Below are 24,791 nucleotides of genomic sequence, written 5' to 3' on the forward strand. Positions count from 1 at the left end.
GGTCCTGGAAAAGCCTGCTGGTCCGCCAACCTGTATTCGAGTCCGTTCCCGTGGCCGTCGGCGCAAGGGCTGGCAGACGGCAGCGCCATCCATGACAAATAAACGACGGCTTGCAAAGGCGTGGAATCGGCCAGCGCCGCCGGCGCCCGGAAAACCCGGGCATATCCGGGCTTTGCGTCGTCGGCCGGTCCGTTCGGGAACGTGCGGGGCGGCGTGCCCGATGCCTTGCCGCCGCGAATCAGGCCGTAGCGCCGGCTGTCTTCGTCTGGTGGATCTCGATGAGGCTCGGGCCCTTGCGGCCGCCTGCCTGCTCCAGCGCGGCCGGCAGGTCGCGCACGTCGGCGAGGCGTTCGGCGGGCACGCCATAGGCGGTGCCGATGGCGATGAAGTCGGGCGCGGAGGGTTTCACCCCTTCCGGCGTGATGCCGGCCTCGACCATGAAGTTCTCGATCTCCTGGTAGCCGTCATTGTTCCAGACGAGGAAGATGACGCGCGCGCCGGCATCCGCCGCCGAGCCGATCTCCGACAGGGAGAACTGCAGGCCGCCATCGCCGACAAGGCAGATAACCGGCACATCGGGTTCGGCAAGGGCTGCGCCGATGGCGGCGGGCGGGGCGAAGCCGAGCGCGCCGTAGCCGGTCGCGGCGTTGAACCAGCTGCGCGGGCGCGGCGCGTCGCAATAGTAGTTGCCGGCATAGACGGCCTGGGTGGAATCGCCCACGATGATCGCCTTCGGCAGCGTGCGCCAGATGGCATCGATGACGCCGATTTCCGCCTGCATCTTCGCCGTCAGCTCGTTCCAGGCGCCCTTGCGGGCGGTTTCGGCGCGTGCAGCCCCGTTGCTTGTCGCCTTGTGACCCTCGAGGAAGCCGAGCATGCCGGCCGCCGCCGTCTTGGCGCTGGAGAAGATCGAAAGCCCCGATTGTGGCGTGCGGGCAAGCTGGGCGGCGTCGATATCGATGCGGATCAGCGATTTCAGCCGCGGAAAGCCGTTGTCGACATTGATGTCATAGTCCGTCGGTCCGAATTCCGTGCCGAAGGCGACGACGAGGTCGGCATCGGCAAGCAGCCGGCGCACGGCCTTGAGGCTGGGGCTCGCCGGCACGCGCAGGGCACTTCCGGCAAGCATCCCGCGGGCATTGACGGTGGTGACGACGGGCGCGCCGATGCGCTCGGCAAGGGCGCGGATCTCCTCTTCCGCCGTCACCGCGCCGCCGCCGGCGAGGATGACGGGGCGCGAGGCGTTGGTGCACAGGATGGCGGCGCGCTGCAGGGTTTCCGCATCGGCGCGCGGGCGCGTGGCGACCGCGGCGGGGAAGCTGCCGGTCTCGATGGGCTTCGCCATCACGTCGGTCGGGATTTCGATATGCACCGGGCCGGGGCGGCCGGACAGCAGCACGGCAAAGGCGCGTTCCATGACGAGCGGCAGGTCGGCGGGATTGAGCAGCGTGTGCGAATAGAGGGCGAGCGTCTTCATCATGCCCTGCTGGTCCGGCAATTCGTGCAGCAGGCCGCGGCCGTGGCCGAGCGAATCGCGCCGGTTGACGCCGGATATGACCAGCATGGGCACGGAATCCTGCCGCGCCTGCGCCATCGCCGTGATGGTGTTGGTAAGGCCGGGGCCGGTGATGACCAGCGCGACGCCCGGCTTGCCGGAAACGCGGGCATACCCGTCCGCCATGAAGCCGGCGCCCTGTTCGTGGCGCGGCGTGATGTGGCGGATCTTCGCGGCGGCAAGGCCCCGGTAGAGTTCGACCGTGTGCACGCCCGGAATGCCGAACACGACCTCGACGCCGTTAGCCTCCAGGAGGTCGACGAGAACTTCCCCGACGGTTTTCGTGCTCATGCGCGGCGCTCCTTCGGCATGGTGGAACGGGTTGCGAGCGCGGTGATGCGCCGGCAGGCCTCGTCGATATGGGCATCGGGCACGGTCAGGCTGAGGCGGATGAAGCCTTCCGCCTCCTCGCCGAAGGAGGAACCCGGCATGACCGCGACACGTTCCTCGCGCAGGAGTGCCCAGGCGAAATCCTCGCCGCTCATGCCCGTTTCGGAAACGTCGACGACGATGAACATGCCGGCCTCCGGCGGCAGCGGCACGAGGCCGGGTGCGCGCGACAGGGCTTCGGCGAAACGGGCGGCGCGCGCCTTGTAGCTCTGGCGCATCGTCGCGGCGGTCGAGATCGGGTTGTCGAGCGCATAGGCCGTCATGTCGGCGATGAAGGGCTGGCCGCCGAACAGCATCGTCTCGGAAACCGAGAGCAGCCGCGTGCAGAATTCCGCCGGGCCGATCGCCCAGCCGCTGCGGAAGCCCGGCGCGGCGTGGGATTTCGAGATGGAGGAGACGACGATGGTGCGCTCGGCAAGGTCGGGATTGTCGAAGGGCGAGGCGAAGGCCGCGCCGAAGACGAGCTCTTCATAGACCTCGTCGCAGACGATCCACAGGTCGTGCCTGCGGCAGACGGCGCCGATCTCGGCGATCTCGGCGGCGCTCAGCACCGCGCCCGTCGGGTTGTGCGGCGTGTTGAGCAGCAGTACCCGGCAGGCCGGCGTGATGGCGGCTTCGAGGTCGGCCGCCTTCATGTGGAAGCCGTTTTCCGGGCGCAGCGGCACGGCGATGCGCTCGGCGCCGGTGGCGCGGATGACACCCTCGTAGGTGGCATAGAGCGGATCGCCGACGAGCACCGCATCGCCCGCTTCCACGAGGCCGAGCATGACGGCGAAGAGGGCGGTCTGGGTGCCGGGGAAGCAGAGCACGTTGGCGGAGGTCACGTCGCAGCGGCGCTTCTGGTACTTGCGCACCAGCGCGTCGACCACGGAGGGTTCGCCGCGGCCGTTGGAATAGCGGTAGCGGCCGGCATGCATGGTACGCGCGGCCTCGGCCAGCAGCGCCGGGTCCGGCGGTACGTCCGGCTCGCCGATGGTCAGCTCGATGACCGCCGCGCCTTCGGCCTTCATGCGTCGCGCCTCGGCGTGGATGGCCCATTTTTCAGAGCCGAGATTGGCAAGCCGATCTGTGATGGATGCATAGCGCATGGCCGTCCTCCGCATTTCCATTGGGTGTCGTTTATCGGTCGGTGCCTGCGGCGTCGACCGGTCTCAGGCGCAGCCCGAGCAGGGTTTCGATCGAGGTCAGCGCGATCTCGACGAGCTCGCTTTCCCCGAAAAGCTCGCCGGCCAGGCAGCCTTCCAGCCAGAGTCCGTCGAGCAGGCCGTTGATCGCGATGGCGAGCGTGCGGCAGCGCTCCGGCGAGGCGTCCGCGCCGCGCGCGGCAAGGAAGTCGCCGAGCAGGCCCTCCAGCGCGTTGCGGAAACTCAGATAGCCCTCGCGGTGGATGGCGGCGAGTTCCGGATCGACGCTGACGCGGCTGATGAACGAGGCCCAGAGCGAGAGGCTTCGGCTGTTGGCGACCGGTTCCGTCAGGTTGATGACGATGAAGTCGCGCAGCCGCGTTTCCGGATCGCCCGTCACCCGCTCGGCCTTTTCGGTGAGCCGGGCGATGACGACCCGATAGGCCTCCTGCAGGATGTGCTCCTTGGACTGGAAGTAATGCCGGATGAGGCCCGCCGTCACGCCCGCCTTGATGGCGATCTGCCGGACCGTCGCGCCCTCCAGGCCGTATTCCGCGATGCAGTCGAGCGTCGCCTCGATCAGGTCGTGGCGGCGTTCGGCCTCGGGGGCGCGATGGAAGGTCCGGCGGGCCATGGTTCCTCTCTAGTCTCTGCGCAATTCCGGACGCAAGGCTGCCCCCTTCCGCTGGAGCTGCTTCAGGCCGCGCGGCGCAGCACCGGCCGCGTCAGGCAGGTCGGCCCGCCCTCGCAGGCGATGCACAGCGCGTCGGCCTCGAAGGTCTCCACCGTGCAGCCGGCCGCTTCCATCGCCGCCTTGGTGGCCGGGAAGCCTTCGACCATGATGACCTCGTAGGGCCGGGTCGGCAGCACGTTGAGCGACAGGCCGTTGCTGGCGTGGAATTCGTCGGCCGGCGCCTCGATCAGGCGGATGCCGCGCTTCTTGAGCAGCTGGTAGAAGGCGGCCGGCAGCAGCGGGGCGAAGACGAGGGCAAGGTCGTCCGCCAGCGGGCTCATCACGCTCATCAGGTGGAGGCAGGCTTCCTCGCCCTGCCAGAGCGGCAGGTCGTAGGCGAGAACCGTGACGCCGTGCGGGCCGAGGATCTTCGTGATCTGGTCGATGCCTTCCTGGTTGGTGCGCACGCCGCGGCCGATGACGAGCGTCTTCGCATCGAGCCAGATGCAGTCGCCGCCCTCCACGGTGCCGTCGCCCTCGATGCGGCCGAGGATCGGGATCTGGCGTTCGGCATAGGCCTTTTCGTGCAGCGCGGTTTCGGCGACGCGCAGCGGCTTGCCCATGCGCAGGAGGATCGCGCCGTGATCGGACATCAGCGAGGGATCGTGGGTGAACATGGCGTCGGCGAGCCCGTCGCCTTCGTCCTCCAGCCAGATGATCTCGGTGCCGGATTTTTCCACGAGCTCGGCGAAGGCCTTGTACTGGTGGACCGCGCGGGCGCCGTCGAAGGTCGGGCCGTAATGCCACTTGGCGGCATCGGCGCCCCTCAGGCTCTCGCCGGGGCGGCGCATCAGAACACGCATCAGGGGGGCCGACATTTCCTGCGAACCGTAGGCGGTCATTCACTGCTCCTAAGGGAAAATCATCTTGGACGGGCGCTGCCGGAAAAGTCAGCGATGCGCCTATTATACGCTTGAATAATTTCTTAACAAGTGCCACGATGCATTCCATAAGACGACACGACGGGCCGAAGATGCCCGCGGGAACGCTGAAAAACAGGGGAATTTGGCATGGGCCATGCATCGATTTTCCGCGCGCTGGAGACAGCTCCGCGATGACGGAACGCGCCGAGGCAATCGCGGTCAGGGACCTGCACAAGCGCTTCGGGCCGCTTGACGTTCTCAAGGGTGTTTCGCTGACCGCGCATGAGGGCGACGTGATCGCCATCATCGGCGGTTCGGGCTCGGGCAAGTCCACCTTCCTTCGCTGCATCAACATGCTGGAATTGCCGAGCGCCGGTTCGGTGACCATCCACGGCGAGACGATCGCCATGAAGAACGACGGCCACGGCGGCATGATGCCGGCCGATCGCAAGCAGGTGCAGCGCCTGCGCTCGCGCCTCGGCATGGTGTTCCAGAGCTTCAATCTCTGGCAGCACATGACCATCCTGGAAAACGTCATCGAGGCGCCCGTCCATGTGCTCGGCGTGAGGAAGGACGAGGCGATCGAGCGGGCCGAGGCGCTGCTGCGCCGCGTCGGGCTCCACGAAAAGCGCGATGCCTATCCGGCCTTCCTCTCCGGTGGCCAGCAGCAGCGCGCGGCCATCGCCCGGGCGCTCGCCATCCAGCCCCATGTCATGCTCTTCGACGAGCCCACCTCCGCGCTCGATCCGGAGCTGGTCGGCGAGGTGCTCTCCGTCATCGGCGATCTTGCCAAGGAAAAGCGCACGATGATCCTCGTCACGCACGAGATGAAGTTCGCGCGCAATGTCGCGAGCCACGTCGTCTTCCTGGCGAACGGGGTCATCGAGGAGCAGGGCCCGCCGGACGAACTGTTCGGGTCGCCGAAATCGGAGCGGCTGAAGAAGTTCATCAGCTCCATCCACTGAGAAGCAAAAACCAACAGAGGGAAGATCATGAAGAATGCCGTAAAGACAATCGCCCTTGCCGCCGCGATCGGCCTTGCCGCCCTGTCCGGCGCCGCGGCCCAGCAGGTCCGCGTCGGCTTTGCCGCCGAGCCCTATCCGCCCTTCACCTCGCCGGATGCCTCCGGCAACTGGGAAGGCTGGGAAGTCGACTTCATGAAGGCGATCTGCGCCGAGGCCAAGCTCGACTGCGTCATCACGCCGGTCGCCTGGGACGGCATCATCCCCGCACTGACCTCCAACAAGATCGACATGATCATCGGTTCCATGTCGATCACGGCCGAGCGTCTCCAGACGATCGACTTCTCCGACAAATACTATAACACGCCCACCGCCGTGATCGGTCCGAAGGGCCAGGACTTCGAGCCGACGCCGGAAGGCCTTTCCGGCAAGACGATCGGCGTGCAGGTCGCCACCATTCACCAAGTCTACGCCAACAAGTATTTCGGCGAGAATGGCGCGACCGTGAAGGAGTACCAGACCCAGGACGAGGCGAACAACGACCTCGCCGCCGGCCGAATCGATGCGGTGCAGGCCGACTCGATCGCCCTCAGCGATTTCCTGAAGACCGAGCAGGGCGCGGCCTGCTGCGACCTGAAGGGCAATGTGAAGGACGATCCGGAAATCCTCGGTGCTGGTGTCGGCGTCGGCCTGCGCAAGGGCGAGACCGAACTCAAGGAAAAGATCAACGCCGCGATCAAGGCGATCCGCGAGAACGGCACCTATGACGAGTTCTCGAAGAAGTATTTTGACTTCGACGTCTATGGCGGCTGATCGCCGGTCTGTGCTTGACGCCGGCGGCTCCCGCCGCCGGCCATGTTCCTTGCAAGGACGAAAAACCTCATGGCCGATGCCGGATCGCTGATCAACTGGAGCCTTCTCGCGCTCGAACCGCCCGGCTGGGGCGGGGTGCTTCTGGCAGGGTTGTGGCAGTCGGTCCAGATCGCCGTCGGTGGCTATGCGCTCGGCCTGCTGCTCGGCACGGGCGGCGCCATGGGCAAGCTCTATGGCGGCCCGGTGACGAAGGACCTTCTCGAGGTCTATACGACCGTCGTTCGGGCCGTCCCCGAACTGGTGCTGATCCTGATCCTTTATTATGCCGGCACGGACGTGCTCAACAAGATGTCCGCCGCGCTCGGCTTCGGGTCGGTCGATATCAGCGGCCTTGCCGCCGGCATCTTCGTCATCGGCGTCGTGCAGGGCGCCTATTCCACCGAGGTCCTGCGCGGCGCGATCAAGGCGGTGCCGGCGGGGCAGATGGAGGCGGCGCGCGCCTATGGCATGTCGCCCCTTCAGGTCATGCGCCGCATCACGCTGCCGGCCATGCTGCCGCATGCCATTCCCGGACTTTCGAACCTCTGGCTGATCGCCACCAAGGACACGGCGCTTCTCGCGGTCGTCGGCTTCAGCGAGCTGACGTTGGTGACACGCCAGGCGGCCGGCAGCACCAAGGCCTATCTTCTCTTCTTCTGCGCGGCCGGCATGCTCTATCTGCTGCTCACGCTGCTCTCCAACGTCCTGATCGGCATCATCGAGCGCCACTATCGGCGCGGCCTGACGAGGCATGCGTGATGAGCGAGGAGACCGTTTCCGCCCTGGCCCTCACAGAACTGCCCTCGAAGCGCGCGCTCCTCAAGCCGCACCGCATCGTGCTGATGGCCATCGCCGCCGTGCTGGTCTTCTGCATCGTCTGGTTCATGCGCTGGGATTGGGTGCCGAAATATTCCGGCCGCCTCGTTTATGGCGTCGGCGTCACGCTGCTGATACTGTTCACCACCTCGATCCTCGGCTTCCTGCTCGCCGTGCCGATCGGCCTCGTGCAGGTGACCGGGCCATGGCCGCTGAAATTGCTGGCGCGCGGCTTCTGCACGATCATCCGCGGCACGCCGCTGCTGCTCCAGCTGTGGCTGCTCTATTACGGGCTGGGCTCGCTCTTCCCGCAATTCCCGGAAATCCGCAATTCCTTCCTCTGGCCCTATCTGCGCGAGGCGTGGCCCTATGGGGTGGCGGCGCTGACCATCTCCTTTGCGGCCTATGAGGGAGAGGTGATGCGCGGCGCCTTTGCCGGCGTGCCGGCAGGGGAACTGGAGGCCGCGCGCGCCTATGGCATGAGCCGGTTCACGATGTTCCGCCGCATCTGGCTGCCACGTGCCGTGCACCGGGCGCTGCCGACGCTGAACGGCGAGACCGTGCTGCAATTGAAGGCGACGCCGCTCGTCGCGACGATCACCGTGATCGATGTCTACGCCGTCATCTCCAAGGTGCGGCAGGAGACCTACATCACCTATGAGCCGCTGCTGCTGCTCGCGCTCATCTATCTCTGCCTGACCGCCATCCTGGTGGTCGCCTTCCGCTATTTCGAACGCAGGATCCCGACGCGTGGTGCCTGAAAAGGACGATGACATGACGATCCATACGACCCTCCAGAACTCGATGCCGGAAATGGTGGCGATCCGCCGCGACCTGCACGAGCACCCGGAACTGGGGCTGGAGGAGGTGCGCACGTCGGATGTCATCGCGCGCCATCTTGAAGGCTACGGCTACAAGGTCACGCGCGGCCTTGCGAAAACCGGCCTCGTCGCAACCCTCGTGAACGGCACCGGCCGCAAGTCGATCGGCATCAGGGCCGATATCGATGCGCTGCCGATCCACGAGGAGACCGGCCTTGCCTATGCCAGCAAGACGCCGGGAAAAATGCATGCCTGCGGCCATGACGGGCACACGGCCATGCTGCTCGGCGCGGCGAGGGCGATTGCCGAGCGGCGCAATTTCGACGGCACCGTTCACTTGATCTTCCAGCCGGCGGAGGAGAATTTCGGCGGCGCGAAGATCATGGTGGAGGAGGGGCTGTTCGACAAATTCCCCTGCGATGCCGTCTTCGCCCTGCACAACGAGCCGGGCCTGCCCTTCGGCCAGTTCGCGCTGCGTGACGGCCCGATCATGGCGGCGGTCGACGAGGCGCGCATCACGGTGAACGGCGTCGGCGGCCATGGCGCGGAGCCGCAGGAGACGCTCGACCCGATCGTCTGCGGCGCCTCGATCGTCATGGCGCTGCAGACCATCGTCTCGCGCAACATCCACCCGCTCGATCCGACCGTGGTGACGGTCGGATCGTTCCATGCGGGCTCGGCGAGCAACATCATCCCGAGCCGGGCCGAGATCGTCGTCGGCATCCGCTCCTTCGATCCTGCCGTGCGCGACGAGCTGGAGCGCCGCATCCGCCTCATCGCCGAGCGCCAGGCGGAAAGCTACGGCATGAGCGCCACGGTGGACTACCAGCGTTTCTACGATGCGACGGTCAACCACAAGGCCGAGACGGATCTCGTACGCGACCTCGCCATCCGCTTTGCCGGTGCCGACAAGGTCGTCGACCTTGACCGCCCCTTCATGGGCAGCGAGGATTTCGCCTATATGCTGAAGGAGCGGCCGGGCACCTATTTCTTCCTTGGCGGCAAGGGCGGCGAAAACGACAAGTCGCTCCACCATCCCGGCTACAATTTCAACGACGACCTCCTGCCGGTCGGCGCCGCCTTCTGGACGGAACTGACCGAGCATTACCTGCGCGCGAGCTAGGGCCGCCGCGCCGGCGGTCAGCGTTTCAAGCGTCCGTTCTCACCCGGTGGTGCCTGGCCGCTCGCCAAACATGTCAGCGGGCGATGAGACGCTCGACCAGGTCCGGTGTCAGCTCGTCGAAATGGGCGATGACATGGCTCGGCTCGAGCTCGGCGACGGGCACGTCCGAATAGCCGAAGGGCACGCCGATGGAGGGCACGCCGGCATTGCGGGCGACGAGCATGTCGTTGAGGCTGTCGCCGATCATCACGGTGCGGCTGGGGTCGGCCTCGGCGAGGCGGACGGTGCCGAGCAGATGCTCGGCATCGGGCTTGCGCACCGCAAAGGTGTCGCCGCCGGTGATCGCGGCAAAGCGCGGGGTGAGTGCGAGGCCATCGAGCAGGCGCCGGGCGAGGCCTTCCAGCTTGTTGGTGCAGACGGCAAGGCGATAGCCGGCGCCGGCGAGGCGGTCCATGGCGGCAAGGAGGCCCGGATAGGGCACGGAGACACCCGGCATGGCGCCGGAATAGTGCTCGACGAAGGCGGCGAGCATGCGCTGCAGTTCCGCGTCCGAGATCTCCCGCCCGCGCAGCGCGAAGGCGCGCTTGATCATCACCTGGCCGCCATGGCCGACGAGATAGGTGAGGTCGCCATAGCCGACGGGATCGAGGCCCTCGAGGCCGATCGTGTGGTTGAGGCTCGCCACGAGGTCGTGCGCCGTATCGATGAGCGTACCGTCGAGATCGAAGACTACGAGAGAAGCGGACATGGGAAAACCTTGTGTATGGGGAGGAGGCAGGCAGGCCCCTCCGGTATGCGATGGCGGCGGCATTTGCAATCGCCTTCTCCACCCCGGCGGGCGCGCGGCCGGCATCGGAACATGCGGCGATTTTGGCTTTCGTTTGCCGGCAGGGGCGTGTAAGTGTCTCACCGGAATTCCGGTCGCTTCGGCGCCGGCTACGACCATTCAGGGAGTTTTGGGCCATGGACGCCCGGGAAATGAAAATCAAGGCCGCGGAGGTCGCGCTCACCCATGTCGAGGACGGCATGCGCCTCGGCATCGGCACCGGATCGACCGCGGAGGAATTCGTGCGGCTCCTGGCCGAAAAGGTCGCCGGTGGGCTGAAGGTCGAGGGCGTGCCCACCTCCGAGCGCACGGCGCGGCTCTGCGTCGAGCTCGGCGTGCCGCTGAAGTCGCTCGACGAACTGCCGGAACTCGACCTCACCATCGACGGCGCCGACGAGGTCGACGGCAGGCTGCGCCTCATCAAGGGCGGCGGCGGCGCGCTGCTGCGCGAGAAGATCGTCGCCAGCGCTTCGACGCGCATGATCGTGATTGCCGACGAGAGCAAGGTGGTCGAGACGCTCGGCGCCTTCAAGCTGCCGATCGAGGTCAATCCCTTCGGCCTCACCGCCACCCGCATCGCCATCGAGAAGACGGCGGCCCGCCTCGGGCTTTCCGGGGCAATCGCGCTGCGCGCCTCGGGCGACGGCACCTTCATGACGGATGGCGGACACTACATTCTCGACGCATCTTTTGGCCGCATTCCTGATGCAGATGCGCTCGCAAGCAGCCTCAATGACATACCCGGTGTCGTCGAACACGGCCTCTTCATCAACATGGCGTCGCTGGCCATCATCGCGGGACCCGCGGGTGCGCGCACGCTGACGGCGAAAGACTAGACAGGAGCACAGACCGACATGATCAAATTTGCTGGTTTCGGCCGGACCCTCGCGGCGACCCTCATCGTTTCGGCAGCGCTTGCCGGCGCCGCCAAGGCGCAGGACGTCACCGACGAGCAGGTCAAGGCGGCCCGCGCCGCCATCGACGCGATCGGCGCGACGAACGGTTTCGACAACATCCTGCCGGGCCTTGCCGTTCGCATCAAGGCGACGCTCGTCCAGGCCTCACCGAACCACGAGTCGGAAATCAACGCCACCGTCGACGAGCAGGCCCTGGCGCTCGCGCCGCGCCGCGCCGACCTGGAGCGGGAAGCCGCGACGATCTACGCCAAGACCTTCACCCAGGAAGAGCTGAAGGCGATCGCCGACTTCTACAACTCGCCTGTCGGCAAGAAGCTGCTGTCGGACGGCCCGATCGCCACGCGCGAAGTCATGAAGGCCGCCGAGATATGGGCTGTCGGCGTCGACCGTGACCTGCGCGCCGAAAGCGCCAAGAAGCTCAACCCGATCCTCGGCGCAGCCGCCGAAGGCGGCGAGGCGCAACAGCCGCAGCAGTGATCGAATGACGAAAGGGCGGCGCAAGCCGCCCTCTGTTTTATGACGGACATCGCCTGCCCACTACCGTCATCCTCGGGCTTGACCCGAGGATCCAAGCGGCACCCGCGGCTGTGGATGGTCGGGTCAAGCCCGACCATGACGGAAGAGAGGTTTGGTGGACTTTGACGGCCGTCCGGCCAGCCTTGCCCGCAGGAGATCACCATGCCGACATTCGACTACGACCTCTTCGTCATCGGCGGAGGCTCCGGCGGCGTGCGCAGCGCGCGCCTTGCCACCAGCATGGGCAAGAAGGTGGGTATCGCCGAGGAATTCCGCTTCGGCGGCACCTGCGTCATCCGCGGCTGCGTGCCGAAGAAGCTCTATGTCTATGCCTCGCAGTTCCCCGAGCATTTCGAGGATGCCGCCGGCTTCGGCTGGCAGGTCGGCGAGACGCGCTTCGACTGGCCGGCCCTCGTTGCCGCCAAGGAGAAGGAGATCACCCGCCTGGAGGGCCTTTACCGCAAGGGCCTCGACAATGCCGGGGCGACGATCCTTGCGACCCGCGCCGTGCTCGTCGGGCCGAACACGGTGCGCCTGACGGCGACAGACGAGCTTGTGACCGCCGAGCGCATCCTGATCGCGGTCGGCGGCCATCCGACGCCGCATGCCGACCTTCCCGGCCATGAGCTTTGCATCAGTTCCAACGAGGCGTTCGACCTGCCGGAACTGCCGAAATCCATCCTGATCGCCGGCGGCGGCTATATCGCCGTCGAGTTCGCCAACATCTTCCATGGCCTCGGCGTCGAGACCACGCTGATCTACCGCGGCAAGCAGATCCTGTCGCGGTTCGACCAGGACATGCGCCAGGGCGTGCAGGCGGCGATGATCGCCAAGGGCATCCGCATCCTTTGCGAGGACATCATCACCAACGTGAGCGCGGCCGAGGGCGGCGGGCGCACCGTCACCACCAAGGCGGGCGAGACGCTTGCCGTCGACCAGGTGATGCTGGCGCTCGGCCGGGTGCCGAACACCGGCAGCCTCGGCCTGGAGGCGGCGGGCGTGGCGATGGACGAGCGGGGGGCGATCCTCGTCGATGCCTATTCCCGTACCAACGTTCCGGGCATCTTCGCGCTCGGCGACGTCACGGACCGTGTGCAGCTCACCCCCGTCGCGATCCATGAGGCGATGTGCTTCATCGAGACGGAGTTCCGCGGCAACCCGGTTTCGCCGGACCACGACCTCATCGCCACCGCGGTCTTCTCCCAGCCGGAGATCGGTACCGTCGGCCTCAGCGAGGAGGCGGCGGCAAAAGCCTTCGACGAACTGGAGGTCTACCGCGCCGAATTCCGCCCGATGAAGGCGACGCTCTCCGGCCGGCAGGAGAAGACGATCATGAAGCTCATCGTCAATGCGGCCGATCGCAAGGTCGTCGGCGCGCATATCCTCGGCCACGAGGCCGGCGAGATGGCGCAGCTCCTCGGCATCTCGCTGAAGGCCGGCGTCACCAAGGACGACTTCGACCGCACCATGGCGGTGCACCCGACGGCGAGCGAGGAGCTGGTGACCATGTACCAGCCGAGCTACCGCGTCAGGAACGGACAGCGGGTCTGACGGACGGCCGCGTCTCGCCGGCCAGCCGGCCGGCGAAGCGGTCTTCGTGGCGCTTGAAGAGGTTTGCGAGGCGATCGAGGGCGAGCCGCATTTCCGGCCGGTGGCGGTCGTCGTCGTTGACGGCGAGCCAGAGCGGATGGCTGAGCGCCTCTATCGGCTCGCCCTCGCGCACGAGCGTCGGCATGGCATCGCCCACGAAGGCCGGCAGCACGCCGCGTCCCGCGCCGCCCGCAATCAGCCGGGCCAGCACGGCAGGCGCGTTCGTCCAGGTGTGGATCTGCGGCTCGTGGTTGCGGAAAACCCATTTCTCCGCATCGGAAACGGCAACTTCCGTGCCGATCGAGACCCAGGGCAGGTCCGCTTCGAGGGCGAGGTTTGCGGCGCGATAGACCGCATAGGCGACGGTCACCGACTTGCGCACGGCGACATTGCCGGTCTTCGGCGCGCTGTGGAAGAGGCCGATCATGCCGTGGCGATAGGTCAGGTCCCCTCCCGCCGGCAATTGCTTGCAGCAGAGGCGGAAGCTGTCGGCGGGGCCGCGCAGCTCGCTCGTGTTCTCCGCAACGAAGCCCATCAGCCAGATATCGCCGGCAATGGCGACTATGGGCAGCGCGAAGGCGTCGCCGTGCCAGCGGGTGATGTCGGCGGTCGTGCGGCGGATCGTCTGGACATGCTCGAACAGCACCATGCCGTCCGGGGCGAGCCGGTAGCCCTGCTGGCTGCGGATGAAGAGCGTGCGGCCCATGGCCCGCTCCAGCGCCAGCATGCGGCGGCCGATCGTCGGCGCGCTGGCGCCCGTGATCGCCGCGGCGCCGGCAAGCCCGCCCTCCGCCGCGACGTGGAAGAAAAGCTGCAGATCGCTCCAGTCGACTTCCGACATGCACCGCTCCTGTTGAACGCTTCCTTCTAGCGCAAAAGCCGCCGGCAGGCATCGCTCATCGGTGAAACGGGCGTTTCATTTCCGCGTCTACGCTTGCCGGGGTCCGGTCGCTATCTCGGGAAGGACACCGGAAACAGGAGGCCGTCATGAGCCCGGAATGGATGATCGCCCTCGACAGGGCGGAAAAGACGATGAAGCAGCGCCGGATAGACCCTTTGTCCGATCCGCTGGAAGCGGAAGCCTGGCGCGGGCTGGAAGCGGTGAGCGCGCTTCTTGCGCGCCTCCTCAACGGGCGCGGCCGGCCGGAGCCGAGGGGCACGCGACAGGCCCTGCCGGACAGGGCAGTTGCCTTGCGTGCAAGCCCGCGTCGCTTCTAGGCCAGACCTGTCGCCCTCCGTGCTCTACAGCCTGTCCCGGAGCGGAGGGCGGAGCCGTCGCAAATGCGCCGCCGCCGCTGGATCTGCGGCTATGCAAGACCCATCTAACGGTTTATAAGCCCGCATCTTCAAACGGACGTGGCGCCCCCCGGTTATCGCGGGCGCATCAGGACAGGTGAACATCATGGCAGAGAATTGGACCCCGAGTAGCTGGCGGCACAAGCCCATCCAGCAGGTTCCGGACTATCCCGATCTCGCCGCATTGGCGGCGACCGAAGAGCGCCTTTCGAAGTTTCCGCCGCTCGTCTTCGCCGGCGAAGCACGGCGCCTGAAGGCCTCGCTTGCGAGCGTGGCGGAGGGCAACGGCTTCCTGCTGCAGGGTGGCGATTGTGCCGAGAGCTTCGTCGAACACGGCGCCGACACGATCCGCGACTTCTTCCGCGCCTTCCTCCAGATGGCCGTGGTGCTGACCTTCGGCGCCCAGCAGCCCGTCGTGAAGGTCGGCCGCATTGCCGGCCAGTTCGCCAAGCCCCGCTCCTCGGGCATCGAGAAGCAGGGCGACGTGACGCTGCCGTCCTACCGCGGCGACATCATCAACGGCATCGAGTTCACCGAAGAGGCCCGCGTGCCGAGCCCGGAACGCCAGATCATGGCCTACCGCCAGTCTGCCGCGACGCTGAACCTCCTGCGCGCCTTCGCGATGGGCGGTTATGCCAATCTGGAGAACGTGCACCAGTGGATGCTCGGCTTCGTCAAGGACTCGCCGCAGGCCGAGCGCTACCGCAAGCTCGCCGACCGGATTTCCGAGACGATGGACTTCATGAAGGCGATCGGCATCAGTGCGGAAAACCATCCGGGCCTGCGCGAGACCGATTTCTTCACCAGCCATGAAGCGCTGCTGCTTGGCTACGAGCAGGCGCTGACCCGCGTCGATTCGACCTCGGGCGACTGGTATGCGACGTCCGGCCACATGATCTGGATCGGCGACCGCACGCGCCAGCCCGACCATGCGCATATCGAATATTGCCGCGGCATCAAGAACCCGCTCGGCCTCAAGTGCGGCCCGTCTCTGACCAGCGACGGCCTCCTGGAGCTGATAGACCTCCTGAACCCGGCGAACGAGGCCGGCCGCCTGACGCTGATCTGCCGCTTCGGCCATGACAAGGTTGCCGACAACCTGCCGAAGCTGATCCGCGCCGTCGAGCGGGAAGGCAAGAAGGTGGTGTGGTCCTGCGATCCGATGCACGGCAACACGATCACGCTCAACAACTACAAGACCCGTCCTTTCGAGCGGATCCTGTCGGAAGTGGAAAGCTTCTTCCAGATCCACCGCGCGGAAGGCACGCATCCGGGCGGCATTCATGTCGAGATGACCGGCAACGACGTGACGGAATGCACCGGCGGTGCGCGTGCGCTGTCGGGCGATGACCTCGCCGACCGCTACCATACGCACTGCGATCCGCGCCTCAATGCCGACCAGGCGCTCGAGCTCGCCTTCCTTCTTGCCGAGCGCATGAAGGGCGGCCGCGATGAAAAGCGCATGGTCGTGAACGGTTGATCTCCATCCGTTCATGCTTCGGTCCCGTAGATTAGCGGAACTGATGCAAGCATTCAGGAATGTGAAATTGACAGAACCGGGCCGGCTCGCGAAGCTGGCCCGGTTTCGTTTGGGGGGAATGCATGAGCGAGGAACATACCGGCCATTGTCTTTGCGGGGCGGTGCGCTTTCGCACCAAGGGGCCGCTGCGCGAGGTGATCGCCTGCCATTGCAGCCAGTGCCGGCGCCAGACCGGGCATTTCTACGCGGCGACCAACGTGCCCGATGACGCGCTGACGGTCGAGGGCGGGGAGAACGTCACCTGGTATCGGGCGAGCGACATGGCGGGACGGGGCTTTTGCCGCACCTGCGGCTCGGCCCTGTTCTGGAAGGGCGACGGGACGAATTATACCTCGATCATGGCCGGTACCTTCGACCTGCCGACCGGGCTTGCCATCGGCAAGCACATCTTCTGCGCCGACAAGGGCGACTATTACGAGATCGAGGACGGCTTGCCGCAATATGCGCAGGGCTATTGAGGCGCGCCGATCCCGCTATTGCACCAGCGCGGGGCGCTGGCAGCTGACGCCCGTGACGCGGATATCCGCCTCGCCGATCCGCACGCCGGCAAGAAGCAGCACGTTGTAGAGCAGTTCGTCGATGGCGGGCGTGACGGCGCCGAGCGTGCTGCCGAGCGCGGACGCGATACCCGGAATGCCGATCGGCAGGCCGAGCAGCTTGATGTTGATCTCGGCATCGAGATTGCCGAACAGCGACCGGACGGCGGAGGTCAGCGTGTCCCGCGTGGAGACGGATTTCATCGTTCCGGCGGCGATCTCCGCCGGCGTGTAGGTGAGGCGGGTCTTCGATAGGTTCTTCGCCTCGACATGCGTGATCGCATCGATGCTCAGGAGGGCCGAATCGACGATGCGGGCCTTTGTCACGCGCGCATCGTCGGAAAAATCGGAGAGCACGGAGGGATCGACCTTGCCGATGGCGATCTCCGCGACGCCCGGCACCGCGTCGATCGCGACATTGGCATTGCCGAGCGAGCCGCCGTAGCAGCGGATATCGGTCAGCTTCGCCTCCGCGGCGGCAACCTCGACATAGAGCGGCAGCTTGATGCGCAGGCCCGCGAGCGCGGCAAGCCCGTCTATGCCCACCTCGACCGACAGCCGCGTCTGCGCGCTGCGCACCGCGCTGCCCGGCGCGCCGAGCCGGTGCGAGGGCGTTTCGACGGGCGGCTCGCCGATCGCAAGGTTCACCTTCACCGCGGCAAGTCCCGGCACGACCGCGCCGACATCCAGCGCCACCTGGTTCTTGCCGTTGGCGAGCGCTGCCGCGGCGGTGATCATCTGCAGGGCGTTGATCGACATCTTCCAGTCGCCGCCGGTGGCGACGGCAAGCCCCTTCTTCGGATCGAGGTTGAGGATGCGCGAGAGCGGCAGCTTGACCTTGCTGCCGGCCGTCGCCTGCTCGACGAGCCGGAGCGCCGAGCGCACGGGGCCGGAAAGACCCTCGACGGCGCGCATGGAGGCGAGCAGCTGCGGCACGGTGATGCCGGCATTCAGCACCTCCTCATAGGTGCCCGCGGTGAGGTTGAGGGTCGTCGCGACCGCCTTCAGGAAGGGGTGGACGGCGATGTCGGCATCGACCAGCGCGCGGTAGTCCATCACGTTGAGGGAGAGGTTCGTGCCGAGCAGCTTGCCGAGCAGGGCGTTCAGGATGCCGTCATTGAGGCTGGCAAGACGCGTACCGATGGAAAAGGCGGCGGTCTTGGAGCGGGCGGCCGAGCCGGTCGCCGAGAGCATCGGCGATGTGGGTGTGAAGACCGCGGCGACGAAGAGATCGGAGGGGCGGGTGAGCGTCACCCGGGCGGCATCCGCATCGGCGCTGGCCGGCTTGAAACGCTCTTCCGGCGCGATGTCCGGATCGGCGGTGTAGCGTCCGCGCTCGACGAGGGCGGTGGCGGGCGTCGCCCTGGAGTTGAGCGCCGTGATCACGGCGGGGATGGTGGTGCCGTCCTTGCCGGTCACCGAGACGGGAAGGTTGTTGAGGGCGAAATAGGTGGCCGCGGATTTTTCGGCCTCGGCGACATTGGCGGCGGCGGCGATGGCGGCCAGGTCGGCGGCGGCCTGCAACTGGCGCTGCTGCACGGTGAGGTAGCCATAGTCGACGCCGAGGGCAAGCGAGAAGATGATGAGCGGCAGGCTGATGGCGGCAAGCGTGCCGATATTGCCGTTGCGTTCGCAAAGAAGGGTGCGCGGGGTCTTCATGGTTACAGCCCTCCCACGCGCACGGTGGAATAACGCTCGATCCTCTGGCTCGGCAGCGCGAAGGTGAAGAGGTTCCAGATCGGCAGGTCGCCGGAATCATAGGTGATCGTGACGGTGAATTGTTCCGGATTGGCCGGGTCGTCGGTGACGACGACCTGCATCTTCGCACGGTTGAGGAAGGCATAGTCGAAATGCGAGGCGTCGAGGTAGCGGTTGACCAGCGTGACGCGCTCGGTCGGGTTGAGGCCGGCGACCGCCGTGCGCGCGGCATCCGCCGCCACCTGCTGCACCGCATGGGTGACGCTGAGATAGATGCCGTAGGCGATCAGCGTGAAGAGGATGAGGAAGAAGAGGGGGGCGATGATCGCAAATTCCAGCGCCGAGGTGCCGGCGCGATCCTTAGACAGGCGGGACAGGGCGTGCATGACATCTCCTCCTTTGGATTGTCCGGCGACAAGGCGGTTGCACCTTTCAAAAGGAATGCACCTTTATCGTGCGCCCAGAGTCTTAAATTCTCCTATAGATTGATTATTGTGAAAATGTGCAACTGATGATTTGCGCCTGCGTGTTGTCCCCGGCGGTGGCCGGTGTCGGCCTTTCTGACACAATGCGGACACAATTCAGGGCACGCCGAAAGCGATTTCAGCCGTGTTTTTCACCCCTCACACATTCGTGAAACTCTTGAAATCGGCGTTGCGGCTTTCAATGCCATAATTGTAAAGACGGCCTTCTTCCGCTGCAGCTTCCGCGTGCGCCCTTTCCCTTTCGCGGTGGGAAGGATGAATATAATTGCGATAAATCAATGGTTTGAATCATGAGGCTTTCCTCATGAAAAACCGTCTATATGGACGGTTTTGCCGGTTTTAGCCGACTTGGTTGTGTGCCGAAGCCGCGCTTTTCATTGTTCAAAAAACGTTGACGGCTGTTTCCAGTTTGAGACCCTTCCATCCCGCAAATTGAGGGACCATCTTTATTTCGCAAGAGCGGCCAACCGCTCCTGGAAGACCGATAGGAACGATGATGCCGGGCCATGATGAAGACGAGAGACGTGCGGCTGCCGCCATGCGGGCATCGCCTGGAAGTCAGCCGGATCGTCCCTGTCGCCATCGGCGGAACGCGATGTCCGCGGCCACGATGGACCCCGAACTGCCGTTTCAAGATGCATATATGAAAGGAACAAGACAATGACCAAGACCTTGAGCACGACCTTTGCGACCGCCCTTCTCGCCGCCTCCGTTTTCGGCGGCTCCGCAGCCCTCGCCGGTGGTGACGGCGATTATTATCGCGGTATCGACCGCGACCAGGCCCAGAGCCAGACCATCGACCGTGTCACCACGCAGAGCATCGACAGGAGCGACGCAAAGTCCACGGTGATCGTGGCGGCTGCCGGCCCTGCCAGGGGCGACTACTACAGGGGCCTCGACAGGAACGACCGCTGAGCGGCCACATCTGCAAGGCCAACTCCCAAGACTGACCAAGGAATGAAACAATGAGCAAGTCCCTCAACGCAGCCTTCGCGGCGACGCTTCTCGCCGCATCGCTCTTCGGTGGTTCCGCCGCCTTCGCTGGCGGCGACTATTACAGGGGCGTCTCGCCCACTTCCGAGCAGGATCAGATGATCGAGGCGAAGCGCCAGGCCCGCATAGCAAACGGCCATGTCTATTCCCGGGCGGAAACCACGCCCCGGCGGATCGGCCCGGCCAATGGCGATTATTATCCGGGCCTCGACCGCACGGCGACTGCCGACCGGTAAGCGACGATCCCTTTGCCCTGCCATCCGAAGCTCCCGGTTCCCCGCCGGGAGCTTCGTTCGTTCGAGGCGGCGGGGGCCGATGCTGGCCGAAATGCCGCACGCGGGCGATTGTCGCGGTGCGGCAACGTGGGCGCGTGCACGGAATTGACCTTTGCCTGTTCCGGACCGCATTCTTTCCTGCGAGCGCGGCCTGTCGAGGGCCGCGCCAGCCTTACGAAAGGACGTGGCCAATGTTCGAATCGTTGGACGCAACGCTGCTCGCCCGCTTCCAGTTCGCCTTCACCGTATCGTTCCACATCGTCTTTCCCGCCTTCTCGATCGGCCTTGCGAGCTATCTCGCCGTGCTGGAAGGGTTGTGGCTCTGGACGAAGGACGAGGTCTATTTCGCGCTGTTCAACTTCTGGAAGACGATCTTCGCGCTCGCCTTCGGCATGGGCGTCGTTTCCGGCATCGTCATGTCCTACCAGTTCGGCACGAACTGGAGCGTCTTCTCCGACAAGGCGGGGCCGGTCATCGGCCCGCTGATGGGCTACGAGGTGCTGACGGCCTTTTTCCTGGAGGCCGGCTTCCTCGGCGTCATGCTGTTCGGCCTCAACCGTGTCGGTCCGAAGCTGCATTTCTTCGCCACGCTGATGGTCGCCATCGGCACGCTGATCTCGGCGACCTGGATCCTTGCCGCCAATTCCTGGATGCAGACGCCCGCCGGCTTCACCGTCAACGAAGCCGGCCAGTTCGTGCCGGTCGACTGGTGGGCGGTGATCTTCAATCCGTCCTTCCCCTATCGCCTCGTGCACATGGTGCTGGCCGCCTACCTGACAACCGCCTTCGTCGTCGGCGCCGTCGGGGCCTACCACCTCCTGCGCGGCGATGCGCCGAAGCGCGCGAAGACGATGTTTTCCATGGCGATGTGGATGGCGGCCGTCGTCGCGCCGATCCAGATCCTCGCCGGCGACATGCACGGCCTCAACACGCTGGAGCACCAGCCGGCCAAGGTCATGGCGATGGAAGGGCACTACCAGAGCCATCCCGACGGCGCGCCGCTCATCCTCTTCGGCATTCCGAATTCGGCCGAACAGCGCGTCGACTACGCCCTCGAGATCCCGAAACTGTCGAGCCTCATCCTCAAGCATGACCTTGATGCGCCGCTGGCCGGGCTCGACACGGTGCCGAAGGAGCTGCATCCGCCGGTCGGCATCGTCTTCTGGTCCTTCCGCATCATGGTCGCCATCGGCTTTGCCATGCTGGGCATCGGGTTCTGGTCGCTGTGGTGTCGGTGGCGCGGGACGCTCGGCGAGAACCGCTGGCTGCACCGTGCTGCCGTGCTGATGGGGCCTGCCGGCTTCCTCGCCGTGCTGGCCGGCTGGGTGACGACGGAGGTCGGCCGCCAGCCCTATACGGTCTACGGCCATCTGCTCACCGCCAATTCCGTGGCGCCCATCGATGCGCCCGCCGTCGCCACCTCGCTGATCGCCTTCATCGTGGTCTATTTCCTCGTCTTCGGCGCCGGCACCTTCTACATCCTGCGCCTGATGGGCCGCCTGCCGCGCGATCCCATGCCGGATCTGGCGGAAGGTCCCCTCCGTTCGGCCGGCATCATGCCCGCCGCCGCCACCCCGTCCGGGAGCCGCCACCATGGCCATTGATCTTCCCTTCATCTGGGCAGCCATCATCGCCTTCGCGGTGCTTGCCTATGTCATCCTCGACGGCTTCGATCTCGGCGTCGGCATCCTCTTTCCCTTCTTCAAGGAGAAACACGATCGCGACGTGATGATGAACTCCGTCGCGCCTGTCTGGGATGGAAACGAGACCTGGCTGGTGCTGGGCGGCGGCGGGCTGATGGCCGTCTTCCCGCTCGCCTATGCGACGATCCTGCCGGCGCTCTACATGCCCCTGGTGCTGATGCTGCTGGGCCTCATCTTCCGCGGCGTCGCCTTCGAATATCGCTGGCGCACCCGGCGCGGCGAGTTCCTCTGGGACATCGCCTTTTCCGGCGGTTCCATGGTCGCGGCCTTCACGCAAGGGGTGGCGCTCGGTGCGCTGGTGCAGGGCATTCCGGTGGAAGGGCGCGCCTATGCCGGCGGCTGGTGGGACTGGCTGACGCCCTTCTCCATCGCGACCGGCTTGGCGCTGATCGTCGGCTATGCGCTGCTCGGCGCCACCTGGCTGGTGATGAAGACGAGCGGCGACCTTGCCGAACGCGCCCGCGGCTATGCGCTGAAGGCCGGCATCGGCACGCTCTTTGCCATGGGCGTCTTCAGCCTGTGGACGCCCTTCCTGGAGCCGCTCTATTTCGACCGCTGGTTCGGCTGGCCGACGCTGCTCTTCAGTCTGCTCGTGCCGCTTCTCGTGCTCGGCTGCTTCGCCCTGCTGGTCCAGGGCCTGCGCACCCGGCACGATTCGCGGCCCTTCATCGCCGCGCTCGGCCTCTTCGTGCTCGGCTTCGCCGGCATCGGCATCAGCTTCTACCCCTATATCGTGCCGGCCTCGCTGACGATCTGGCAGGCGGCCGCGCCGGAGGAGAGCCTCGCCTTCCTGCTGGTCGGCGCGCTGGTGCTCATTCCCATGATCCTCGGCTACACGGCCTATGCCTATTGGGTCTTCCGCGGCAAGGTCGATCCCGAGGAGGGGTACCACTGATGACGGAGGGTTCGACCGGCCGCAGGCTGCTCTGGTTCGTAGGCCTGTGGGCGGGCGGCGTGCTGGCGGTGACGATCGTCGGCTTCGCCATCAAGCTCGCCATCGGGACCTAGCCGGGTGCCGGAAAACAAGGTGCTCACGTAACGTAAAAGCATCCAGCCTCGCGCCAGCTTGCTTGCCTAGGTTCCGCCTCGGCCAGCATGCAGGCCCGCAAGCAGAAGATAGGACCGCACCCTCCTTCCGCTTAACCCCCGGGCCTGCATGTGGCCTTGCGTCTCAGGAGACGTTCGCGGCTTTCCCCCAAAACATTCCTCTGCTATCGGGGTCCCGACAAGGGAGACCGCAATGGCGAAGACGGCCGCAGACTGCACGACGATGGCGGAAATCCGGGAAAACATCGACCGGGTCGACCGGGCGCTGATGGCGCTCTTCGCCGAGCGCTGGAGCTTCATCGGCCGGGCGGCCGAGATCAAGGCGGGCCTTGGCATTCCCGCCGACGTGCCGGAGCGCGTCCGGGAAGTGCGCGACAATGCGCACCGCAATGCCGAGGCCCTCGGCCTCGACGGTGCCTTCTACGAGGGAATCTGGGCAGAGCTTATCGCCCGTGCCATCGCCCACGAAAAGGCGCTGCTCGGCGAAGAATAGGCGTCAGATCTGGTTGCGCTTGCCGAGGTGCTCCTCCCAGTCGAGCGCTGTACGCACGATGAAGCCGAGGTCGTCATGCTGCGGCTTCCAGTCGAGTTCCCGCATCGCGACGGAGGGGTTGGCGACGATCAGCACCGCATCGCCCGGCCGGCGCCCGGCAAAGCGCACGGGGAAGTCCTTGCCGGAGACGGCCTTCACCTGCTCCAGCACCTCCAGCACGGAGAAGCCGCGCCCATAGCCGCAATTGGCGACGATCGAGCCGCCGCCCGCCCGCATGCGCTGCAGCGCCTTCAGATGCGCATTGGCAAGGTCGGTGACGTGGATATAGTCGCGCACGCAGGTGCCGTCCGGCGTCGGATAGTCGGTGCCGAAGACATCCATGCCGGCGCGCTTGCCGAGCGCCGCCTCGCTCGCCACCTTGATGAGATGCGTGGCGCCTGCCGTCGACTGGCCGGTGCGCCCGCGCGGATCGGCGCCGGCGACGTTGAAGTAGCGCAGCGCCGTATAGGTGAAGTCATACGCGGCGGCGGTGTCGCGCAGCATGATCTCGGTCATCAGCTTGGAGGAGCCGTAGGGCGATTCCGGCCGCAGCGCCGCGCTTTCCAGCACCGGTTCCGTGCCGTCGGGCGTGCCGTAGACGGCGGCGGTCGAGGAGAAGACGAAATGCGGGATCTTCGCCGCGACGGCCGCGGCGATCAGCGCCCGTGACTTGACCGTGTTGTTGTCGTAATAGGAGAGGGGATCGGCGACCGATTCCGGCACGATGATCGACCCGGCGAAATGGATGATCGCGTCGATGCTGTTTTCGGTGAAGATCTGCGCCAGTAGCGCCGCATCGGCAAGGTCGCCCTCGTAGAAGCGCGCCTCGGGCGCCACGGCCCAGCGGAAGCCGGTCGAGAGCCGGTCGAGCACCACGACCTCCTCGCCCGCATCGATGAGCGCCCAGACCATGTGGCTGCCGATGTAACCCGCGCCGCCCGTAACCAGAACCGCCATGTCATTCCCCGAATCGACTGAATTGCCGGCATATCACCCTGCCGGCCGGCAACACGCAACCGCAATTGCGGCGCATTTGCGGGCCCCTCCCGCCGAACAGAAGGAAGACCGTCATGTCCGATCGTTTCATCGTGCTCTCCGGCTGCTCCGGCGGCGGAAAATCCACCCTGCTGGAAGAGCTCCGGCGGCGCGGCCACGCCGTTGTCGAGGAGCCCGGCCGGCGTATCGTGCAGGCGGAGCTGGCGAGCGGCGGCACCGCCTTGCCCTGGCTGGACCTTGCCGCCTTCGCCCGGCGCGCCATCGCGATGGCGCTCGCCGACCGGGCGGCGATGCAGCAGCATCCCGGCCTCGTCTTCTTCGACCGCGGCCTGATCGACGCCGCTTCCGCCCTCGATGCCGAGGGCGGGGAGCCGGTGCTGCCGGGGTTGGCCGCGGCACACCGCTACAACAGGCAGGTCTTCGTCACGCCGCCCTGGCCGGAGATCTATGCCGCAGATCCGGAACGCCGGCATGATCTTGCGGCCGCGCTCGCCGAATATGAGCGGTTGGAAGAGACCTATCCCGCGCTCGGTTACGAGGTGGTGGTCGTGCCGAAAATGCCGGTTGCCGCGCGTGCCGATTTCGTGCTCGGCCGCCTTTGA

The 24,791-nt window shown here is 66.1% G+C and carries 26 protein-coding genes; 17 read left to right on the plus strand and 9 right to left on the minus strand.

The window, feature by feature from the left end:
* Positions 1 to 238: 238 nt before the first annotated feature.
* From AABF56_RS21605 to AABF56_RS21620, 4 genes are all read right to left on the minus strand, one after another.
* The gene (locus AABF56_RS21605; protein WP_272804319.1) at positions 239 to 1,846 is read right to left on the minus strand and encodes a 5-guanidino-2-oxopentanoate decarboxylase; all 1,608 of its coding nucleotides are present in this window, start codon (positions 1,844 to 1,846) and stop codon (positions 239 to 241) included.
* Positions 1,843 to 3,033, minus strand: coding sequence for a pyridoxal phosphate-dependent aminotransferase (locus AABF56_RS21610; RefSeq protein ID WP_272804320.1), 1,191 nt, complete (start codon positions 3,031 to 3,033; stop codon positions 1,843 to 1,845). The genes AABF56_RS21605 and AABF56_RS21610 overlap by 4 nt, the downstream gene beginning before the upstream one ends.
* Positions 3,034 to 3,064: 31 nt before the next feature.
* Entirely contained in the window at positions 3,065 to 3,703 is a 639-nt protein-coding gene (locus AABF56_RS21615; protein ID WP_272804321.1) for a TetR family transcriptional regulator C-terminal domain-containing protein, read from the minus strand.
* Positions 3,704 to 3,765: 62 nt separating this feature from the next.
* Positions 3,766 to 4,644, minus strand: a complete 879-nt coding sequence (locus tag AABF56_RS21620; RefSeq protein WP_244767399.1) for a dimethylarginine dimethylaminohydrolase family protein — start codon at positions 4,642 to 4,644, stop codon at positions 3,766 to 3,768.
* A gap of 212 nt (positions 4,645 to 4,856) precedes the next feature.
* On the opposite strand from AABF56_RS21620, the gene AABF56_RS21625 reads away from it, so the two are divergent.
* From AABF56_RS21625 to AABF56_RS21645, 5 genes are all read left to right on the plus strand, one after another.
* Entirely contained in the window at positions 4,857 to 5,630 is a 774-nt protein-coding gene (locus AABF56_RS21625; protein ID WP_272804322.1) for an ABC transporter ATP-binding protein, read from the plus strand.
* A 27-nt stretch (positions 5,631 to 5,657) separates the two neighbouring features.
* Positions 5,658 to 6,440, plus strand: coding sequence for a transporter substrate-binding domain-containing protein (locus AABF56_RS21630; protein WP_244767401.1), 783 nt, complete (start codon positions 5,658 to 5,660; stop codon positions 6,438 to 6,440).
* 69 nt (positions 6,441 to 6,509) lie between these two features.
* Entirely contained in the window at positions 6,510 to 7,238 is a 729-nt protein-coding gene (locus tag AABF56_RS21635; protein WP_244767402.1) for an ABC transporter permease, read from the plus strand.
* Positions 7,238 to 8,056, plus strand: coding sequence for an ABC transporter permease (locus tag AABF56_RS21640; protein ID WP_244767403.1), 819 nt, complete (start codon positions 7,238 to 7,240; stop codon positions 8,054 to 8,056). The genes AABF56_RS21635 and AABF56_RS21640 overlap by 1 nt, the downstream gene beginning before the upstream one ends.
* Positions 8,057 to 8,069: 13 nt before the next feature.
* Positions 8,070 to 9,239, plus strand: a complete 1,170-nt coding sequence (locus AABF56_RS21645; protein ID WP_272804323.1) for a M20 aminoacylase family protein — start codon at positions 8,070 to 8,072, stop codon at positions 9,237 to 9,239.
* 73 nt (positions 9,240 to 9,312) lie between these two features.
* On the opposite strand, the gene AABF56_RS21650 is transcribed toward AABF56_RS21645, so the two are convergent.
* Positions 9,313 to 9,987, minus strand: coding sequence for an HAD family hydrolase (locus AABF56_RS21650; protein WP_272804324.1), 675 nt, complete (start codon positions 9,985 to 9,987; stop codon positions 9,313 to 9,315).
* A gap of 215 nt (positions 9,988 to 10,202) precedes the next feature.
* On the opposite strand from AABF56_RS21650, the gene rpiA reads away from it, so the two are divergent.
* The 3 genes from rpiA to gor all read left to right on the plus strand — a co-directional run bounded on the left by rpiA (position 10,203) and on the right by gor (position 13,049).
* Complete coding sequence (gene rpiA, locus AABF56_RS21655) at positions 10,203 to 10,901, plus strand: ribose-5-phosphate isomerase RpiA (RefSeq protein ID WP_244767406.1); 699 nt, start codon at positions 10,203 to 10,205, stop codon at positions 10,899 to 10,901.
* Between the two features lie 18 nt (positions 10,902 to 10,919).
* Positions 10,920 to 11,459, plus strand: coding sequence for a DUF2059 domain-containing protein (locus tag AABF56_RS21660; protein WP_244767407.1), 540 nt, complete (start codon positions 10,920 to 10,922; stop codon positions 11,457 to 11,459).
* A gap of 201 nt (positions 11,460 to 11,660) precedes the next feature.
* Positions 11,661 to 13,049, plus strand: coding sequence for a glutathione-disulfide reductase (gene gor / locus AABF56_RS21665; RefSeq protein ID WP_272804325.1), 1,389 nt, complete (start codon positions 11,661 to 11,663; stop codon positions 13,047 to 13,049).
* Here the strand turns inward: gor and AABF56_RS21670 are convergent.
* Positions 13,027 to 13,929 carry a LysR family transcriptional regulator gene (locus AABF56_RS21670; protein WP_272804326.1) on the minus strand — a complete coding sequence of 301 codons (903 nt, stop codon included), beginning with the start codon at positions 13,927 to 13,929 and terminating at the stop codon, positions 13,027 to 13,029. The genes gor and AABF56_RS21670 overlap by 23 nt on opposite strands.
* 146 nt (positions 13,930 to 14,075) lie before the next feature.
* On the opposite strand from AABF56_RS21670, the gene AABF56_RS21675 reads away from it, so the two are divergent.
* The 3 genes from AABF56_RS21675 (at position 14,076) to AABF56_RS21685 (ending at position 16,382) form a co-directional block, all read left to right on the plus strand.
* On the plus strand, positions 14,076 to 14,306 hold the full coding sequence (locus AABF56_RS21675) for a hypothetical protein (RefSeq protein WP_244767410.1): 231 nt from the start codon (positions 14,076 to 14,078) through the stop codon (positions 14,304 to 14,306).
* Positions 14,307 to 14,490: 184 nt separating this feature from the next.
* Positions 14,491 to 15,864 carry a class II 3-deoxy-7-phosphoheptulonate synthase gene (locus tag AABF56_RS21680; RefSeq protein WP_272804327.1) on the plus strand — a complete coding sequence of 458 codons (1,374 nt, stop codon included), beginning with the start codon at positions 14,491 to 14,493 and terminating at the stop codon, positions 15,862 to 15,864.
* Positions 15,865 to 15,986: 122 nt separating this feature from the next.
* Positions 15,987 to 16,382 carry a GFA family protein gene (locus AABF56_RS21685; protein WP_272804328.1) on the plus strand — a complete coding sequence of 132 codons (396 nt, stop codon included), beginning with the start codon at positions 15,987 to 15,989 and terminating at the stop codon, positions 16,380 to 16,382.
* A 15-nt stretch (positions 16,383 to 16,397) separates the two neighbouring features.
* On the opposite strand, the gene AABF56_RS21690 is transcribed toward AABF56_RS21685, so the two are convergent.
* Both AABF56_RS21690 and AABF56_RS21695 read right to left on the minus strand, forming a co-directional pair.
* A complete protein-coding gene (locus AABF56_RS21690; RefSeq protein ID WP_272804329.1) occupies positions 16,398 to 18,119 on the minus strand; it encodes a pilus assembly protein TadG-related protein in 1,722 nt (573 codons plus the stop codon).
* Positions 18,120 to 18,121: 2 nt separating this feature from the next.
* On the minus strand, positions 18,122 to 18,544 hold the full coding sequence (locus tag AABF56_RS21695) for a TadE/TadG family type IV pilus assembly protein (RefSeq protein ID WP_272804330.1): 423 nt from the start codon (positions 18,542 to 18,544) through the stop codon (positions 18,122 to 18,124).
* Between the two features lie 759 nt (positions 18,545 to 19,303).
* On the opposite strand from AABF56_RS21695, the gene AABF56_RS21700 reads away from it, so the two are divergent.
* From AABF56_RS21700 to AABF56_RS21720, 5 genes are all read left to right on the plus strand, one after another.
* Positions 19,304 to 19,558, plus strand: a complete 255-nt coding sequence (locus AABF56_RS21700; protein WP_244767415.1) for a hypothetical protein — start codon at positions 19,304 to 19,306, stop codon at positions 19,556 to 19,558.
* Between the two features lie 50 nt (positions 19,559 to 19,608).
* Positions 19,609 to 19,872 carry a hypothetical protein gene (locus tag AABF56_RS21705; protein WP_272804331.1) on the plus strand — a complete coding sequence of 88 codons (264 nt, stop codon included), beginning with the start codon at positions 19,609 to 19,611 and terminating at the stop codon, positions 19,870 to 19,872.
* A gap of 230 nt (positions 19,873 to 20,102) precedes the next feature.
* Complete coding sequence (locus AABF56_RS21710) at positions 20,103 to 21,515, plus strand: cytochrome ubiquinol oxidase subunit I (protein WP_272804332.1); 1,413 nt, start codon at positions 20,103 to 20,105, stop codon at positions 21,513 to 21,515.
* On the plus strand, positions 21,505 to 22,509 hold the full coding sequence (cydB, locus tag AABF56_RS21715) for a cytochrome d ubiquinol oxidase subunit II (RefSeq protein ID WP_272804333.1): 1,005 nt from the start codon (positions 21,505 to 21,507) through the stop codon (positions 22,507 to 22,509). Before AABF56_RS21710 ends, cydB begins: the two co-directional genes overlap by 11 nt.
* A gap of 345 nt (positions 22,510 to 22,854) precedes the next feature.
* On the plus strand, positions 22,855 to 23,154 hold the full coding sequence (locus AABF56_RS21720; RefSeq protein WP_272804334.1) for a chorismate mutase family protein: 300 nt from the start codon (positions 22,855 to 22,857) through the stop codon (positions 23,152 to 23,154).
* Between the two features lie 3 nt (positions 23,155 to 23,157).
* Here AABF56_RS21720 and galE read toward each other — a convergent pair whose 3' ends face one another.
* The gene (galE, locus tag AABF56_RS21725) at positions 23,158 to 24,150 is read right to left on the minus strand and encodes a UDP-glucose 4-epimerase GalE (RefSeq protein ID WP_272804335.1); all 993 of its coding nucleotides are present in this window, start codon (positions 24,148 to 24,150) and stop codon (positions 23,158 to 23,160) included.
* Positions 24,151 to 24,263: 113 nt separating this feature from the next.
* On the opposite strand from galE, the gene AABF56_RS21730 reads away from it, so the two are divergent.
* The gene (locus tag AABF56_RS21730) at positions 24,264 to 24,791 is read left to right on the plus strand and encodes an AAA family ATPase (RefSeq protein WP_272804336.1); all 528 of its coding nucleotides are present in this window, start codon (positions 24,264 to 24,266) and stop codon (positions 24,789 to 24,791) included.

Origin of the sequence: Shinella sp. WSC3-e (genome assembly GCF_945994535.1) — a bacterium.
GTDB lineage: Bacteria > Pseudomonadota > Alphaproteobacteria > Rhizobiales > Rhizobiaceae > Shinella > Shinella yambaruensis.

What these genes read in the sequence shown, in the direction of transcription:
- AABF56_RS21605 (WP_272804319.1), bottom strand. Translation starts at nt 1,846, where the DNA reads ATGAGCACGAAAACCGTCGGGGAAGTTCTCGTCGACCTCCTGGAGGCT.
- AABF56_RS21610 (WP_272804320.1), bottom strand. Translation starts at nt 3,033, where the DNA reads ATGCGCTATGCATCCATCACAGATCGGCTTGCCAATCTCGGCTCTGAA.
- AABF56_RS21615 (WP_272804321.1), bottom strand. Translation starts at nt 3,703, where the DNA reads ATGGCCCGCCGGACCTTCCATCGCGCCCCCGAGGCCGAACGCCGCCAC.
- AABF56_RS21620 (WP_244767399.1), bottom strand. Translation starts at nt 4,644, where the DNA reads ATGACCGCCTACGGTTCGCAGGAAATGTCGGCCCCCCTGATGCGTGTT.
- AABF56_RS21625 (WP_272804322.1), top strand. Translation starts at nt 4,857, where the DNA reads ATGACGGAACGCGCCGAGGCAATCGCGGTCAGGGACCTGCACAAGCGC.
- AABF56_RS21630 (WP_244767401.1), top strand. Translation starts at nt 5,658, where the DNA reads ATGAAGAATGCCGTAAAGACAATCGCCCTTGCCGCCGCGATCGGCCTT.
- AABF56_RS21635 (WP_244767402.1), top strand. Translation starts at nt 6,510, where the DNA reads ATGGCCGATGCCGGATCGCTGATCAACTGGAGCCTTCTCGCGCTCGAA.
- AABF56_RS21640 (WP_244767403.1), top strand. Translation starts at nt 7,238, where the DNA reads ATGAGCGAGGAGACCGTTTCCGCCCTGGCCCTCACAGAACTGCCCTCG.
- AABF56_RS21645 (WP_272804323.1), top strand. Translation starts at nt 8,070, where the DNA reads ATGACGATCCATACGACCCTCCAGAACTCGATGCCGGAAATGGTGGCG.
- AABF56_RS21650 (WP_272804324.1), bottom strand. Translation starts at nt 9,987, where the DNA reads ATGTCCGCTTCTCTCGTAGTCTTCGATCTCGACGGTACGCTCATCGAT.
- rpiA (WP_244767406.1), top strand. Translation starts at nt 10,203, where the DNA reads ATGGACGCCCGGGAAATGAAAATCAAGGCCGCGGAGGTCGCGCTCACC.
- AABF56_RS21660 (WP_244767407.1), top strand. Translation starts at nt 10,920, where the DNA reads ATGATCAAATTTGCTGGTTTCGGCCGGACCCTCGCGGCGACCCTCATC.
- gor (WP_272804325.1), top strand. Translation starts at nt 11,661, where the DNA reads ATGCCGACATTCGACTACGACCTCTTCGTCATCGGCGGAGGCTCCGGC.
- AABF56_RS21670 (WP_272804326.1), bottom strand. Translation starts at nt 13,929, where the DNA reads ATGTCGGAAGTCGACTGGAGCGATCTGCAGCTTTTCTTCCACGTCGCG.
- AABF56_RS21675 (WP_244767410.1), top strand. Translation starts at nt 14,076, where the DNA reads ATGAGCCCGGAATGGATGATCGCCCTCGACAGGGCGGAAAAGACGATG.
- AABF56_RS21680 (WP_272804327.1), top strand. Translation starts at nt 14,491, where the DNA reads ATGGCAGAGAATTGGACCCCGAGTAGCTGGCGGCACAAGCCCATCCAG.
- AABF56_RS21685 (WP_272804328.1), top strand. Translation starts at nt 15,987, where the DNA reads ATGAGCGAGGAACATACCGGCCATTGTCTTTGCGGGGCGGTGCGCTTT.
- AABF56_RS21690 (WP_272804329.1), bottom strand. Translation starts at nt 18,119, where the DNA reads ATGAAGACCCCGCGCACCCTTCTTTGCGAACGCAACGGCAATATCGGC.
- AABF56_RS21695 (WP_272804330.1), bottom strand. Translation starts at nt 18,544, where the DNA reads ATGCACGCCCTGTCCCGCCTGTCTAAGGATCGCGCCGGCACCTCGGCG.
- AABF56_RS21700 (WP_244767415.1), top strand. Translation starts at nt 19,304, where the DNA reads ATGACCAAGACCTTGAGCACGACCTTTGCGACCGCCCTTCTCGCCGCC.
- AABF56_RS21705 (WP_272804331.1), top strand. Translation starts at nt 19,609, where the DNA reads ATGAGCAAGTCCCTCAACGCAGCCTTCGCGGCGACGCTTCTCGCCGCA.
- AABF56_RS21710 (WP_272804332.1), top strand. Translation starts at nt 20,103, where the DNA reads ATGTTCGAATCGTTGGACGCAACGCTGCTCGCCCGCTTCCAGTTCGCC.
- cydB (WP_272804333.1), top strand. Translation starts at nt 21,505, where the DNA reads ATGGCCATTGATCTTCCCTTCATCTGGGCAGCCATCATCGCCTTCGCG.
- AABF56_RS21720 (WP_272804334.1), top strand. Translation starts at nt 22,855, where the DNA reads ATGGCGAAGACGGCCGCAGACTGCACGACGATGGCGGAAATCCGGGAA.
- galE (WP_272804335.1), bottom strand. Translation starts at nt 24,150, where the DNA reads ATGGCGGTTCTGGTTACGGGCGGCGCGGGTTACATCGGCAGCCACATG.
- AABF56_RS21730 (WP_272804336.1), top strand. Translation starts at nt 24,264, where the DNA reads ATGTCCGATCGTTTCATCGTGCTCTCCGGCTGCTCCGGCGGCGGAAAA.